We start from the raw sequence: 14281 nt of genomic DNA on the forward strand, positions 1-14281 counted from the left end.
GCCGCACGATGATTCGAGCGCATGCGGTAGCTGACGTCCGGGAGGCGGAGGCCGCTCTCATGGCGGAGTTGCCACCGGGCACTCTCATGCAACGTGCTGCGGCTGGACTGGCGGCGGTATGTGCACAGGTACTGAAAGGCGGGCTGCCCGAACGCGGCGGAGGTACATACGGCGCACGTGTGGTGTTGCTGGTCGGGGCGGGCGACAACGGCGGCGACGCCTTGTGGGCAGGAGCCCGGCTGGCCCGCCGCGGCGCCCGGGTCGATGCCATCCTGACGCGGCACGATCGGGCCCATCCCGAGGGCCTTGCCGCGCTGCGAGCTGCGGGTGGGTCGGTCGTGTCCGATCCCGCATCGCCGCTTGGCCCGGAGGCCCGCCGAGCGCTCTCGCGAGCGGACATCGTCATCGACGGCATCCTCGGCATCGGTGGCCAGGCCGGCTTGCGGGCGGATGCAGCGGAGCTGGCGGAGGTCGCGGCTGCCGAGGCCGGCCTGGTCGTCGCGGTCGACCTTCCCAGCGGGGTCGACCCCGACACGGGGGAAGCGCCCGGCGCGCACGTGCACGCCGACATCACCGTCACCTTTGGCACGCACAAGATCGCCCTGCTTGTCGATCCCGCAGCGGAGGCGGCTGGACATGTCGAGTTCGTCGACATCGGGCTCGAGCCGTACCTGCCCGAGCCGGTTGTCGAAGCCCTGGAACCAGGGGACGTGACGATGATGCTCCCGTACCCCGATCGCCAGGCGGACAAGTATCGGCGCGGCGTTCTCGGCGTGCTCGCCGGTTCGGAGCGGTATCCGGGTGCCGCCGTGCTGGCCGCTGGCGGTGCGATACATGGCGGGGCCGGCATGGTTCGCTATGCCGGACCGGGTGCCGTGGCTGACGGCGTGTTGGCGCACTGGCCGGAGATCGTGACCGGTCCCGGTGTCGAGGCCGTCGGCCGCGTGCAAGCGTGGGCCGTGGGCTCCGGGCTGGGCGACGGCCGCGGCGCCGACGTCGCGGCAGCGCTCGCCGCGGGGGTTCCGGTGCTGGCCGATGCCGATGCTCTGGCATACCTGCCGTCACGGCTCGACGTTCCGGCCTTGTTGACGCCTCATGCGGGCGAGCTCGCTCGCATGCTCGGCGTCGAGCGGGCCGACGTCGAGGCGCGCCGGTGGCACCATGCTCGCGAGGCAGCATCGCGATGGAACGCGACGATCTTGCTCAAAGGGTCGACGACGCTGGTCGTGACCCCGGATGGTGAGGCGCGGGTGAACCCGACGGGGAGTCCGGCCCTGGCGACGGCCGGCTCCGGCGACGTCCTCGCCGGGTTCGCCGGGGCACTCCTTGCCACCGGTCTCAGCCCACTCGATGCGGGAAGCGTCGCTGCGTACATTCACGGCATGGCGGGTCAGGCAGCTGCTAGCCGGGCCGGAGCTCCCAGTGCCAGTATGGTGCTGGATGCACTGCCCACCGTGGTCGCTGCAATGTGTTCGTGACGAGGTCTGCAAGAATTTGCGATGTGTTCGATCAGATGAGCGATGCAGTGCCACACGCGGAGGTTGAGATCGATCTCAACGCGATCCGTGACAATGTTGCGCAGCTGTGCGATCGAGCCGGCGACGCCCAGGTCATGGCCGTGGTCAAGGGCGATGCGTACGGCCACGGTCTGGTTCGCGCGGCGCGCGCGGCGCGTGCCGGTGGCGCGACATGGCTGGGTACTGCCGTCCTGGCTGAGGCGCTGGCGCTGCGCGCGGCCGGTGATCGGGGCCGGTTGATGGCGTGGCTCTACGCTCCAGGTGAACGTTTCGCTGACGCGCTCGCGGAAGAGATCGACCTGTCGGCGTCGGCGCCGTGGACAGTGGACGCGATTGCCGACGCGGCACGCGAGACCGGCCGTACGGCGCGGCTGCACTTGAAGATCGATACCGGATTGGGCAGGTCCGGTGCTGCCGAGGCGCGCTGGCCCGAGCTCGTCGACGCCGCGTTGAAGGCGCAGGCCGAGGGACTGGTGAATGTCGTCGGCCTGTGGTCGCACTTTGCGGTCGCCGACGAGCCCGAACATCCGGCGAACCTGGCTCAGCTCGAGACCTACCACTCGGCCGTGGCGATGGCCGAGTCCCGCGGCGTCGCCCCGGAGGTCCGCCACCTGGCCAACTCGGCCGCCACCCTGATGCTTCCCCAGGCGCACTTCGACCTCGTGCGCACCGGCCTATCGATCTACGGGCTGTCTCCGTCACCGCAGGCGGCACCCGCGCACGAGATCGGGCTTCGCCCCGCCATGTCGGTACGTGCCCGGCTGGCGCTGGTCAAGCGGGTACCGGCGGGTCAGGGGATCTCGTACGGGCACCTCCACGTCACCGATCGGGAAACGAACCTGGCACTGGTGCCCATGGGATATGCCGACGGCATCCCGCGTCACGGTTCCGGAGGTGCCGGTGGGCCGGGCGCGCCGCTGCTCGTCGGCGACACGATCCGGCGGGTGACCGGACGGGTGTGCATGGATCAGCTGGTCGTCGACATCGGCGACGACGACCTGCGCGCCGGCGACGAGGTGGTGCTGTTCGGTGATCCGGCGAGGGGCGAGCCATCGGCCCAGGACTGGGCTGATGCATGCGGGACCATCTCCTACGAGATCGTCACCCGCATGGCTCCCCGGCTGCCTCGGACGTACCTGGGTGCTGACGGGGGAACGTCGCAGTGAGTACCGTCTTCCAGGCTGGCAAGAAACTCGGTGCCGCCGGCGTGTGGCTGGGCGCGGCGACGGCGGGTGCGGCAGTGGGCTTCGCGGCCGAGCGGTACGTGATGGGCCGGTCCTTGCGCAGGGATGATCCGTATCGGGCGGAGCCGTTCGGGAGCTTGCGCGGGACTCCCCAGACCGTGGTGGCCGACGACGGTGCGCGGCTATACGTGGAGGTGGACGAACCCGACGGCACACCGGACCTGACCGTCGTGTTCAGCCATGGCTACGCACTGACGCAGGACTCGTGGCACTTTCAGCGCCGTGACCTGCGCGGTAGCGCCCGCTTAGTGTTCTGGGATCAGCGCCGGCACGGGCGCTCGGCTGAAATCGCCGAGGGGGAGACCGTCGCGGCGGACGAACGCCAGGCGGTCTTGCAGGGCCAGCGCCAGCAAGTGGTGCGGGAGCGGCTGGCTGCCGATCTTGCCTCGGTGCTGGATGCCACCGCGCCGACCGGCCCGGTCGTTCTGGTGGGGCACTCGATGGGTGGGATGACGATCCTGGCACTCGCGCTGGAACGGCCGGAGATGTTCGGCGAGCGGATCCGTGGCGCGGCCTTCATCGCCACCAGTGCCGACGGAGGTAGCGGGTTCCGGCTGGGCCTCCCGGCACCGCTGGGCTCCCTGGCCAGCAGAAGTGTGCCGGGCCTCGTGGCGACGCTCGGACGGCGGCCCGAGCTGGTCGAACACGGCCGCCGTGCCGGTAGCGATCTCGGCTACGTGCTCACCCGCCGCTACTCGTTCGGGAGCGGGGCATCGCCAGCACTGGTGGAGTTCACCGCGGCGATGAACGCCGCTACGCCGGTCGACGTGCTCGCCGAGTTCCTTCCGGTCGTGTGGGGCATCGATGCCAGGGACGCGCTTCCGGTGCTGGCCGGAATCCCCACCCTGGTGATCGCCGCGGAGAACGATCATCTGACGCCGGTGGAGCATGGGCGCGCGATCGCCGAGGCGCTTCCCCAGGCAGAGTACGTCGAGGTCGCCGACTGCGGGCACATGGTCATCTTCGAGTGCCACGAGCTGGTCACGGAACACGTGAAGACCCTGATCGCCCAGACCCGGCGCGGCATGCCACGGTCACGCGGGAGCCGGACGAAGGTGAGGAATCTGGTGGGCAGGCGATGATCGAGCTGGACGTGCCCGATGCCGCGCGGATGCATGCCCTGGGTGAGCGGCTCGCGACGTTGCTGTGCGCGGGGGACCTCCTTCTGCTGGGGGGTGACCTGGGTGCCGGCAAGACGACCCTGACCCAGGGGATCGGTGCCGGGCTGGGTGTGCGCGGGCCGGTGACATCGCCGACCTTCGTGCTGGCGCGGACCCATCCATCGCTGGTGGGCGGCGCACCCCTGGTGCACGTCGACGCGTACCGGCTCGGTGGCTGGGACGAGCTTGAGGACATCGACGTGGACGCCACTCTCGACGAGTCGGTGACCGTGGTCGAATGGGGTGAAGGTCTTGCGGAGGGGTTAGCTGGCGAGCGTCTGGAGATCCACATCGACCGGTCCGTGGGCCCCGCCGCCGATGCCGTTGACCTGCGGCATGTGGCAGTGACCGGTATCGGTTCTCGCTGGGACGAAGATCAGCTTCGCCGGACGTTGTCGGTGTGAGCCGTCATGCTCGTGACGAGTAGCGGATCGGCGCATCGGGCTCGCTGGGGAGGGCACGCGGCATGACTGAAGCCGCACGGGAGCGACTGCACCACGAAACGGAGATCGCCGACGCGGATCTGGTCGAGTGTGACCTCCGTGACGTCCTGCGTGCCGATCCTTCCAGCCGCCCTTCTCCCGGCAGCTCTTCCAGCGACTCTCCCGCCGGCTCTCCCGTCGATGCCCCCGGCGCTTCCCCGGGCCCGGTGCCGCGGGTATTCCGCCGGTGCGATCTCTCCGCTGCCAACCTGGGCAAGGCGGCGCTGGCAGGGGTCACATTCGAGGACTGCCGCCTGGACCGTGCCGTCCTGAACGGTGCCATGCTCGACGGCTCGACCTGGAAGGGCGGTTCGGCGGCCAGGGCCTCGTTCACTGGGGCCGATCTCGCCGATGCGTCGTTCTCCGGGGTCGACCTTGCCAATACGACGTGGGCGCGGTCCATGCTGGCGAGCACGGCGTTTACGGGTTGCCGGCTGGTCGGGGCGCGCTTCGACGACAGCCGGGGGCTCGGCACCCGGTTCGTTCGCTGCAATCTGATGCTCGCGTCGCTCGCTGGCATGAGCCTGCGTGGCCAGCGGCTCGAGGGATTGCGGATGGATGACGCGATTCTCGCCGGTGCCGATCTGCGCGACACCGTCTGGGTGGATTCGAGGCTGCGCGGCGTGGAGTTGCGTGCGGCCGAGTTCGACGGCGCGGACCTCCGCGATGCCGATCTGGGAGATCTCGCCCTGCAGGATGCGCACCAGCTGGCAGGCGCGACGATCTCCTCCCGGCAGGCCGCCACGATCCTCGGCCAGCTCGGCATCGTCGTTGACGACGGGACGTAGGCACCGCGTTCTCGGCCCGCTGGTAGCTGGATTCGTTGGCTGACCAGTACGTTTGCGTGCTGCTCCGGTGTCGTCATGGTGGTGCAAGTAAAGTTGAGACCGTGCTGCTCTTGGCTTTGGACACCTCGACGCCGGCGGTGACGGTCGCACTCCATGACGGTGAGCGCGCAGTGGCGCACTCCACCCACGCCGATGCGCGACGGCACACCGAACTGCTCGCGCCGGCCATCAGTGACGTGCTGGCAGAGGCTGGCGTGGACCGGCGGGAGATCACCGGGGTGGCCGTGGGGATCGGGCCGGGTCCGTTCACCGGGCTGCGGGTCGGTGTCACTGCCGCCCGCACGCTCGGTACGGCGCTCGACGTGCCCGTGGTCGGTGTGTGCAGCCTGGACATCATCGCCCGGGAGGTGACGATGCGGGAGGCACCGCACGGGTCGCCGTTCCTCGTCGTCACGGACGCGCGTCGCCGGGAGGTCTACTGGAGCGCCTATGACTCCGCCGGCGTGCGCACGAGAGGTCCCGAGGTCGGGCCGGCGTCCGGGATCCCGGACGCGCTGCCGGCGGCCGGTGCCGGAGCGCGGACCTATCGGGATGCGTTTCCGGGTCTCTTGGAGCCGGAGTTCCCCTCGGCGGTGTTCCTGGCGGCAGCCGTCGTCGACGGGGCCGTGGACACGTGCGAGCCACGACCGCTCTACCTGCGCCGTCCGGACGCCGCACCGCCGGCGGCCCGAAAACCCGTCCTGACGCCGGTGCACCCCTCCAGATGAACGTCGGGGCACCTGGCCGCCGGGCACTGACCGAGCGAGGACCGCGGTGACGGTCTGGGTCAGACCCATGCGGCTGGGTGACATCGACGGCCTGCTGCCGCTGGAGCGGGAGCTGTTCGCCGGCGATCCCCCGTGGACCGCCGAGATCTTCCGGTCGGAGCTGACCGACATGCCAGGAACCCGGTGGTACGTGGTGGCCGAGGAGTACGGAGGGCGCCAGGTTGTGGGTTATGCGGGCCTGCGGCTTCCAGCAGTGGCGGGTGAACCCGCCGACGTGCACACGATCGCGGTCGCGTCGGACTGGCAGCGCCACGGCCTCGGAAGCCGGCTCATGGACATGCTGATCGAGGAGGCTGTGGCGCACCGGGCCGGTTCGATCATGTTGGAGGTGCGGTCGGACAACGAAGCCGCGCTCGACTTCTACGCGGACTACGGATTCCAGCGCCTCGCCGTACGGCCCGCCTACTTTCATGGCGGCCGGGATGCTCTCGTGTTGCGAAAGAGCCTCGACGTCTCCACCGGTGAGCGTTCCGACGAGTCAGATGGGGATAATCGTTGCCTGTGACATCCCAGCCCTTGATTCTCGGTATCGAGACGTCGTGCGACGAGACCGGTGTCGGCCTGGTCCGTGGCACCACCATGCTCGCTAACGCCGTGGCGAGCAGCGTGGACGAGCACGCCCGTTTCGGCGGCGTGGTGCCGGAGGTGGCGAGCCGAGCCCATCTCGAGGCGATGACGCCGACGCTCCATCGGGCTCTCGACGAGGCCGGTGTAGGACTGGAGGACGTGGACGCGATCGCGGTCACTGCAGGCCCCGGCCTGGCGGGAGCGTTGATGGTCGGCGTATCGGCGGCCAAGGCGCTGGCCATCGCGGTGGACAAGCCTCTCTACGGCGTCAACCATCTCGTCGGGCACGTTGCCGCTGAACAGCTGGAGAACGGCGCGCTGACCGAGCCGGTGGTGGCCCTGCTGGTCTCTGGCGGGCACACGGAGCTGTTGGAGGTATCTGACGTTGCCAGCGCTGCAAAGCTGCTGGGAGGCACCATCGACGACGCGGCCGGTGAGGCGTTTGACAAGATCGCCAGGTTGATCGGCTTGCCCTATCCTGGTGGGCCGCATATCCAGAAGGCGGCGGCCGACGGCGATCCGTCGTCGATCCGATTCCCGCGCGGGCTGACCAGCGAACGAGACATGACGCGGCACCGTTACGACTTCTCCTTCTCCGGATTGAAGACCGCGGTGGCGCGCTGGGTCGAGACGGCGGAACGTGACGGGGTCCCGGTTCCCGTGGCCGATGTCGCGGCAGCGTTTCAGGAGTCCGTCGCCGATGTGTTGACGCGCAAGGCCGTGCTGGCGTGCCAAGAGCGCGATATCGGGACGATGGTGCTCGCCGGCGGCGTGGCCGCGAACGCACGCGTACGCGATCTCGCCCGTGAGCGTTGTGCCGAGGCCGGGATCGAGCTCCGGCAGCCACGGCTGTCTCTGTGCACGGACAACGGTGCGATGATCGCCGCGTTGGGTGCGGCCGTCGTCGAGCAGAATCTCGAACCAAGCGCGCCCGATTTCGCGACCGATTCGTCGTTGCCGGTGACCCAGGTCCTCGTATGAGTCATATCGTGATCGCGGTTCACGAACGGATGGGCGGCCGGTACCCGCAAACCGTGCCCCCAGCGTCGGCCGGGACGGCCTTGAGGAGATACTTTTCATGATCGAGATAGCAGGTGAGCAACTGTTGCCGCGCCGTGCCGGTGCTCGTGGCAGACTGCCTCGGATGAGGGGAATGTTCGCTGCCCTTGCCGTGGCGGCCGTGGCGACAGCGGCCTGCTCGTCTGATGACACACTCCCGAAGGAGGCAGCTCCCGTGCCCGGAACCACGTCGCCGACGTCCGAAGCGACCGTACTGCCCAATTCGACCGACCCCGAAGAGTTGCCGTGGGGGCCCACGGTCGAGGAGTACGAGGAAGCCGAGTCGATCGTCTCGGAGATGTCCCTCGAACAGCGCGCCGGTCAGGTGATCGTGGCGAACTATTCGGGAACCGAGCCACCTGTTGATCTGATTGCCGAGCTCGGGCTCGGCGGGATCATCGTGATGGCGGACAACATCGAGTCGCCGGAACAGTTGCGGCGTACCGCGGATGCCGTGCAGAGCGCGGACGATCGAAGCCATCCGCTGATCATGAGCATCGATCAGGAAGGTGGCGGGGTGGCGCGGGTCCGGGAGCCCGCGACGGAGTTTCCCTCCTACATGAGCTTGGGCGCGGCCCGCGATCCCGAGCTGGCTGCGGAGGTCGCGCAGGCGAGCGGGGAAGAGCTACGCGCGATGGGGTTCACCATGGTGTTCGCCCCGGACGCCGACGTCACGACGGGACCTGACGACCCGACCATCGGCAGCCGTTCCGCGTCGTCCGATCCGACGCTGGTGTCCGACATCGTCGCGGCATCGGTGCGCGGCTATCGGGACGCCGGGATCGTCCCCGTGGCCAAGCACTTTCCCGGACACGGATCGGTGCCCGCCGATAGCCACGAAGAGCTGCCGGTTCAGCGGGCGTCGCTCGACGACCTTCGCGGCCGTGACTTCGTGCCCTTCCGGGGTGCGGTCGACGCCGGGATCCCGGCGATCATGATGGCGCACATCGACCTGCGGACGGTGGATGCCGACACACCGGCGTCCCTCTCCGGTGACGTCGCCGACGTGTTGCGTTCGGAGCTCGAGTTCGAGGGCCTGATCGTCACGGATGCGCTCGACATGGCCGCGGTCGCCGATGAGCACGAACCGGGTGAGGCTGCGGTGCGCGCCCTCGAAGCCGGTGCAGACATCGTCCTGATGCCGGCTGACGTGCGGGAGGCGCACGCCGCCATCGTGGAAGCGGTCGACAGCGGGCGGCTGCCCGAGGAGCGGCTCGAAGAGGCCGCCACCCGGGGTGTGGCGACGATGCTGCACCAGCAGAACACCGGTGATGATCCGGAGCTCGACGTCCTCGGCTCACATGGGGACCTCTCGTACCGGGTGTCGCTGTCCGCGCTGACCGTCGTGTCCGGCGAGTGCGAAGGTCCTTACGTGGGCGATTCGATCGAGGTGGTCGGCGGCAGGGAGCAGGATCGGGCACGGTTGGCTGCGGCCGCTGAGGCGGCCGGGCTCGATGTCGGTTCGGGTGATGTGGTGCGCCTGCTCGGCGCCGGTGACGAGCCGGCCCCGGGCGACGTCGTCGTGACGATGGACACGCCCTACGTGCTCGGCGAGAGCGAGGCGTCGACCGCCCGGCTGGCCCTCTACGGCCGCACTCCGGCGGCCTTTCGGGCGCTCGTCGACGTCTTGCGAGGTGAGGAGACAGCACACGGCCGGCTCCCGGTCGACGTTGACGGTGCTGATCAACTGGGGTGCCCCAGCTCGCCTGGCCGCTAGTCCGGTATCGGCGGGTGCCGAGCCAGCCCGCTAGCGGTTGACCGGTCGTTTTGGAAGCGAGTTCTTCGTCGCGTTCGGCGCCGGGTCGCTGGTGCCGTAGTGCAGCGTGCTGACGTGCTCGACCAATGTGATCAAGACTTTCTTGCTCGTCTCGCGGTCACGTGCGTCGCACATGACGACGGGAGTGTGGGTGTCGAGGTCGAGGGCTTCCTTGACCTTGTCCGGCTGGTAACGCTTGGAGCCCTCGAAGACGTTGACGCCCACGATGAACGGAATGTTGCGGTGTTCGAAGTAGTCGACTGCGGGGAAGCAGTCTTCCAGGCGGCGAGTATCGGCCATGACCACGGCCCCGAGGGCGCCCTGGGTGAGCTCGTCCCACATGAACCAGAAGCGGTCCTGGCCCGGAGTACCGAACAAATACAGGCACAGACCGTCTCTGATGGTGATACGGCCGAAGTCCATCGCGACCGTCGTCGTGGTCTTGCGCTCGACGCCGCTGACATCGTCGACGACCTGTCCGGCTCCGGTGAGGCCCTCTTCCGTATGTAAGGGCCGGATTTCGCTGACGGAGCCGACGAGTGTGGTCTTGCCGACGCCGAATCCTCCGGCGACGAGGATCTTCAAGGCGACGAGGGGACCGCCGCCGTTCGTGGTTGGGTCAGAGTGCTCGGAGGCCATCGATGACTTCCCTGAGGATATGGGTGTCTGGAAGCTGGGTCGGTTGCACGGGGCGGGTGACGTATATGAGCCCGGCATCGAGGAGATCGCCGAGCAAGACGCGCACCACGCCCAGGGGCAGGTTGGACTCGGAAGCGATGTCCGTCACCGTCTGTGGCTGTCGTCTGCAGATGCGTAGAAGGGTTAGCTGTTCAGGGGAAAGCGTCGGCTCGTCCCGCGCCGCCGGGACGGCCTGGATGGTTGCCATCAGGTCGAACGCTTCGTCGATGCTCTTGCTCCTCGCACGGCCCGCAGTCATCGCATACAGGCGCACGAGGGGCCCGGCTTCGTCGTCGTACCACTGCGGGGTCGAGTCACTCATGGAAGTGTCCCTTTACTCCGGAGCAGGTACGGTTTCGAGAGGCTCCGGCCGAGATGGCACGTAGAGATGCTCGCGGACCTGTTTCACCAAGCGAGCCATCTCGTAGGCGACCATGCCGATATCGGCGTTGGCATCGCTGAAGACGGCAAGGCACGAGCGATCTCCCGCGGCGACGACGAACAGGAAGCCGCCCTCGAGCTCGACCATGGTCTGAACGACGGCGCCGGCTTCGAAATGTTGCCCGGTGCCCTTGGCGAGGCTGTGGAAACCGGAAGCTATGGCAGCGAATCGTTCGCGTTCCTCGCGGCTGAGGTGGCTGGAGGCACCAACAGGCAGGCCGTCACCAGAAAGTACGACTGCATGCCGGATCTGCGCTACCCGGCTCACGAGGTCATCGAGCAGCCAGTTCAGCTCGCCCGACGTCTGTGCCGGCTCGGTCATTGGTTGTGTCCCCCTTGTGGCGACTCATCATGTTTCTCGGATTGTCCTTGAAGCCACCCGGTCCGCATCGCCGACAGTGTGGCGCGGGCTTGTTCAGGTGAGCGGGCAGCATGGTCGTTCGTGTTCGGCGCCTCCCTGGGAGGTGGCGGTGGCTCGTTCTGGTTGCGCAACTCGGGCCGGAGGCTGGCCTGCCGGACACGACGTGGCAGTTCGTCCACGTCTCCCTCTTGAGACTGGTCCGCAGCTCCGTTCTCGGCAGCGGAGTTGGCGTGATGGGACGGGGGCGGCGCTTGTTGCGGCCCCTGCTCCCCGCGTGCCTGCCTTCTGGGCATCTGCTGGGCGGGCTCGTGCTCGCCCCCGCCTTGTTCCCCGTCAGAGAAGGCGGACCGTGGCCCGGGCATGGAGCTGGCCGAGCCAACGGCGGCCAGCTGCGGTTGCTGTTGCTGCTCGACGGCTGGCGCGTGACCAGGCGAGGTGGCCTCCAGGTCCTCGGGATGCTCGGATTTCTCGAGCAGTTCATCGGGTATCAGGACGATGGCGATGACGCCCCCGTAAGCGGAGCGCTGCAGGGTGACCTCGATGTTGTGCCGACGGGAGAGCCGGTTGACCACGAACAGCCCGAGCTGGTCCGCCTCGAGCAGGTCGACCTGGTCGGTCTCCTTGATGCGGCGGTTGGCGTCCTCCATGGCCTGCCGGCTCATGCCGAGACCGCGATCCTCGATCTCGAGCGCCAGGCCGTTGCCCACGAGCTCGCCACGAACCGTGGCCTTGGTGTTCGGTGGAGAGAAGACAACGGCGTTCTCGACGAGCTCCGCGATCAAGTGCGTGAGGTCGGCGATGGCCGAGCCAGCGATACGGACGTCGGGGATCCTCGCTACCTCGACCCTGGTGAAGTCCTCCACCTCGGCAACTGCTCCACGTACGACATCCATCATCGGCACAGGGTTCCTCCAGCGACGGGCTGGTGTGACGCCGGACAAGATGATGAGGCTCTCGGCTTGCCGGCGCATGCGGGTGGTGAGGTGATCCAACCGGAACAGGTCTTCCAGCTGATCGGGATCCTCGGTCCGGCGTTCCATGTTGTCGAGCAGGGAGAGTTGCCGATGGAGGAGCACCTGACTGCGGCGCGCGAGGTAGACGTAGACGCCCGAGATGCCCTTGAGCACGTCCGAGCGCTCGATCGCCGCCTCGACCGCTGAGCGGTGCACGGTGTTGAGGGCCTCGGCCACCTGGCTGACCTCGTCGTCGCCGTGCGCGACCCGTGGCGCCTCGGTCTCGACATCGACCTTCTGCCCGGCGTTGAGCCGGCGGAGAGTGGCGGGCAATTTCCGGGTGGCCAGATCCATCGCCGTGTTGTGCAGGCCGGCAAGCTCGACGACCAGGCCCCGGCCGATGAAGACGGAGATCAACAGCGATAGCACGACACCGGCGAGGCCGAGGGCGACCGCGATGCCGGAGGTGCCGAGGACGTCGAAGCTGAACAGATCGGCTTCTTCGGCCGCGATGGTGCTCACCCTCGCCTCGGCGTTGGCCAGCTGCTGGAGTGTCGAGTCGGCGACGCCGCTCCAGTCGCTCTCGGCGATGTCCGAGACGATGAGGTACCCGGCGCTCTGCGCGACGAAATTCTCTTCGAGGTCACGCAGCGTCTGATACGACTCGCCTTCGAGGATGTCGCGGTACGCGTCCTCCGCCGACGGCCGGGGGTCGTCGATGTCGGTCCAGAGCAACGCCTGGCCTGCGTTGGCCGCCTCCTCGAGAGTGGTGAACTGCGAGTGCGTCATCACATCGCCGGCCTCTGCCGCCCTGATGGCAGCGTCACCCTGCGAGATCATCTCGCGGGCCAAGGACAGCTCCATGACGATCCGGGGATCGAAATCGACGCCTGGCGCGTCGAGCTGGGTGAGAACGCCGGTGACCTGGAAAGCGTTGTTGATGGTCGCGCTATAGGCATCGAACGCGGCAATCCAGCTCACGCTCTGTTCGTTGACCCGTTCGCGGATGGTCGAGACGAAGTCCGCGCTCTCCACCAGGGTCTCGATTCGCTCGGGGAGGCGGGGATCAAGACCGGCGGCGTCGGTGCTGCTCTGCGATATCCCGTCACGCAGTGCTGCCGCGGCGGCGTCCGTCTGCTGTCCGGCCTCGACGAGCGCGTCGGTGCCGATCTCCGGATCGGCCATGTACTCGGCCGCGGCCGTTCGTTCCTCCTGGACGGCGGCGACGAACTCGTTGATGGGAGAGAGCAGGGTCGCATTGACCTCTTTGAGCTGTTGCAGCTCGGAGACGCTCTGTGCGGTCGTGACCGTGGCGAAGCCCCACAGCGCCATCAGGGAGATGACAGGCACCATGAGAACCGCGACGATCTTTGCCCGAACCGACCGCGGGCGCAAGAAGCCCGACGACTTCGTCCGGGACGGTACCGCGCGTCGTGATGCATGCCGCCCTGAGCGGGCTCCGGTTCCGTCCGGCCGGGAGACTTCCCCGTTCAGATCCCCGTCGCCGGTGGTGTCTTCGTTCTGGTCGTACGCCTCGTCCTGGCCTTCACTCATGATTTCCTCGATCAGCTCACTAGGTGGGAGTCTCGGCCACGCGTAGCCGACGTGGGAGCAGCGGCGTCCCGTTCATGCCGGAAAGGTGAGAGAGCAACGAAGGCCGAACTCAAGAACAGGAATGAACCAAAGATCACGATGAACGGGAAGAGGAACTCCACCGCGCTCGCGCCGGGCAAGACGGACGTGCCCGGGACGATCGCGACCTGGATCGCCACGATCCCGGTGTACTCGGTGACGGTCGCGGCGGCTCCCATCACGAGGGCAGCTATGACAGTTCCCCGGAATCCGCGCACGTGCAAGGAGAGCCACAACGCGAGCGTAGCGGCACCGATGGCGATGCCGATCGAGACGCCGACCAGAGTGGCGTCGTGGCTCATGGTGCCGTGGAACCGCATGCCGGCCATTCCGATGTAGTGCATCGCCGCGATGCCCAGCCCGCAGGCGACGCCTCCGATGAGGAGCCCGCGGACGAATGATGTGCTATAGCCGACGGCGAAGAGGCCGACGCCGACGAGAAGGATCGCGGCGAGCAAGCTGAGCAGGGTAAGCGGCACGTCGTACCGCACCGGCGATCCTTCGAGCCCGAAACCCAGGATCACGATCAGGTGCATGATCCAGATACCCGAGCCGACGGCGACGGCGGAGGTCGCAAGCCAGCTGTACTTGGCGGCGCCCGTCACCTCGGCCGCGCGTACCATGCAGCGCAGCCCGAGGCCAGCACCGACGCACGCCATCACGTAGGCGACCACAGCGGTCACTGGCCCGTATTGAAAGAAGTGGTGCAAGTGCTCCACGTGTAGTCCCTACAAATTGAACACCCTTGACATGGCCGGACACACTATGACAAATCTAGCTGTCGCGATCAAGGCCCAGGTCCTTCAGATCATGGCC

At 67.9% G+C, this 14281-nt stretch carries 14 protein-coding genes; 9 read left to right on the plus strand and 5 right to left on the minus strand.

From position 1 onward, the window contains the following. Nucleotides 1–8 precede the first annotated feature (8 nt). The 9 genes from DPM12_RS16100 to DPM12_RS16140 all read left to right on the plus strand — a co-directional run bounded on the left by DPM12_RS16100 (nucleotide 9) and on the right by DPM12_RS16140 (nucleotide 9361). Nucleotides 9–1478 (plus strand): NAD(P)H-hydrate dehydratase, encoded by a 1470-nt coding sequence (locus tag DPM12_RS16100; RefSeq protein WP_112259363.1) that lies wholly within the window; start codon nucleotides 9–11, stop codon nucleotides 1476–1478. 35 nt (nucleotides 1479–1513) lie between these two features. After that, complete coding sequence (gene alr, locus DPM12_RS16105; RefSeq protein ID WP_112259420.1) at nucleotides 1514–2683, plus strand: alanine racemase; 1170 nt, start codon at nucleotides 1514–1516, stop codon at nucleotides 2681–2683. Then, on the plus strand, nucleotides 2680–3843 hold the full coding sequence (locus DPM12_RS16110; RefSeq protein ID WP_112259364.1) for an alpha/beta fold hydrolase: 1164 nt from the start codon (nucleotides 2680–2682) through the stop codon (nucleotides 3841–3843). The genes alr and DPM12_RS16110 overlap by 4 nt, the downstream gene beginning before the upstream one ends. Next, on the plus strand, nucleotides 3840–4325 hold the full coding sequence (gene tsaE / locus DPM12_RS16115; protein ID WP_112259365.1) for a tRNA (adenosine(37)-N6)-threonylcarbamoyltransferase complex ATPase subunit type 1 TsaE: 486 nt from the start codon (nucleotides 3840–3842) through the stop codon (nucleotides 4323–4325). The genes DPM12_RS16110 and tsaE overlap by 4 nt, the downstream gene beginning before the upstream one ends. A gap of 62 nt (nucleotides 4326–4387) precedes the next feature. After that, the gene (locus DPM12_RS16120) at nucleotides 4388–5191 is read left to right on the plus strand and encodes a pentapeptide repeat-containing protein (RefSeq protein WP_112259366.1); all 804 of its coding nucleotides are present in this window, start codon (nucleotides 4388–4390) and stop codon (nucleotides 5189–5191) included. A gap of 101 nt (nucleotides 5192–5292) precedes the next feature. Beyond that, entirely contained in the window at nucleotides 5293–5958 is a 666-nt protein-coding gene (tsaB, locus tag DPM12_RS16125; RefSeq protein ID WP_112259367.1) for a tRNA (adenosine(37)-N6)-threonylcarbamoyltransferase complex dimerization subunit type 1 TsaB, read from the plus strand. A gap of 46 nt (nucleotides 5959–6004) precedes the next feature. Further along, on the plus strand, nucleotides 6005–6523 hold the full coding sequence (rimI, locus tag DPM12_RS16130) for a ribosomal protein S18-alanine N-acetyltransferase (protein ID WP_211659048.1): 519 nt from the start codon (nucleotides 6005–6007) through the stop codon (nucleotides 6521–6523). Next, nucleotides 6520–7566, plus strand: coding sequence for a tRNA (adenosine(37)-N6)-threonylcarbamoyltransferase complex transferase subunit TsaD (gene tsaD / locus DPM12_RS16135; RefSeq protein WP_245951294.1), 1047 nt, complete (start codon nucleotides 6520–6522; stop codon nucleotides 7564–7566). The genes rimI and tsaD overlap by 4 nt, the downstream gene beginning before the upstream one ends. Before the next feature lie 163 nt (nucleotides 7567–7729). Then, nucleotides 7730–9361, plus strand: a complete 1632-nt coding sequence (locus DPM12_RS16140) for a glycoside hydrolase family 3 protein (RefSeq protein ID WP_112259421.1) — start codon at nucleotides 7730–7732, stop codon at nucleotides 9359–9361. A gap of 30 nt (nucleotides 9362–9391) precedes the next feature. Here the strand turns inward: DPM12_RS16140 and DPM12_RS16145 are convergent, their stop codons facing one another. The 5 genes from DPM12_RS16145 to DPM12_RS16165 are packed head-to-tail and all read right to left on the minus strand — an operon-like array spanning nucleotide 9392 to nucleotide 14184. Further along, on the minus strand, nucleotides 9392–10039 hold the full coding sequence (locus DPM12_RS16145; RefSeq protein WP_112259370.1) for a GTP-binding protein: 648 nt from the start codon (nucleotides 10037–10039) through the stop codon (nucleotides 9392–9394). Beyond that, the gene (locus DPM12_RS16150; protein ID WP_112259371.1) at nucleotides 10020–10400 is read right to left on the minus strand and encodes a DUF742 domain-containing protein; all 381 of its coding nucleotides are present in this window, start codon (nucleotides 10398–10400) and stop codon (nucleotides 10020–10022) included. Before DPM12_RS16150 ends, DPM12_RS16145 begins: the two co-directional genes overlap by 20 nt. Nucleotides 10401–10412: 12 nt before the next feature. Further along, nucleotides 10413–10841, minus strand: a complete 429-nt coding sequence (locus tag DPM12_RS16155; protein WP_112259372.1) for a roadblock/LC7 domain-containing protein — start codon at nucleotides 10839–10841, stop codon at nucleotides 10413–10415. Then, nucleotides 10838–13387 carry a sensor histidine kinase gene (locus DPM12_RS16160; protein WP_112259373.1) on the minus strand — a complete coding sequence of 850 codons (2550 nt, stop codon included), beginning with the start codon at nucleotides 13385–13387 and terminating at the stop codon, nucleotides 10838–10840. Before DPM12_RS16160 ends, DPM12_RS16155 begins: the two co-directional genes overlap by 4 nt. 11 nt (nucleotides 13388–13398) lie before the next feature. Next, nucleotides 13399–14184 (minus strand): MHYT domain-containing protein, encoded by a 786-nt coding sequence (locus DPM12_RS16165; RefSeq protein ID WP_211659049.1) that lies wholly within the window; start codon nucleotides 14182–14184, stop codon nucleotides 13399–13401. Nucleotides 14185–14281: the final 97 nt, after the last annotated feature.

Source organism: Phytoactinopolyspora halophila, from assembly GCF_003287285.1.
GTDB lineage: Bacteria > Actinomycetota > Actinomycetes > Jiangellales > Jiangellaceae > Phytoactinopolyspora_A > Phytoactinopolyspora_A halophila.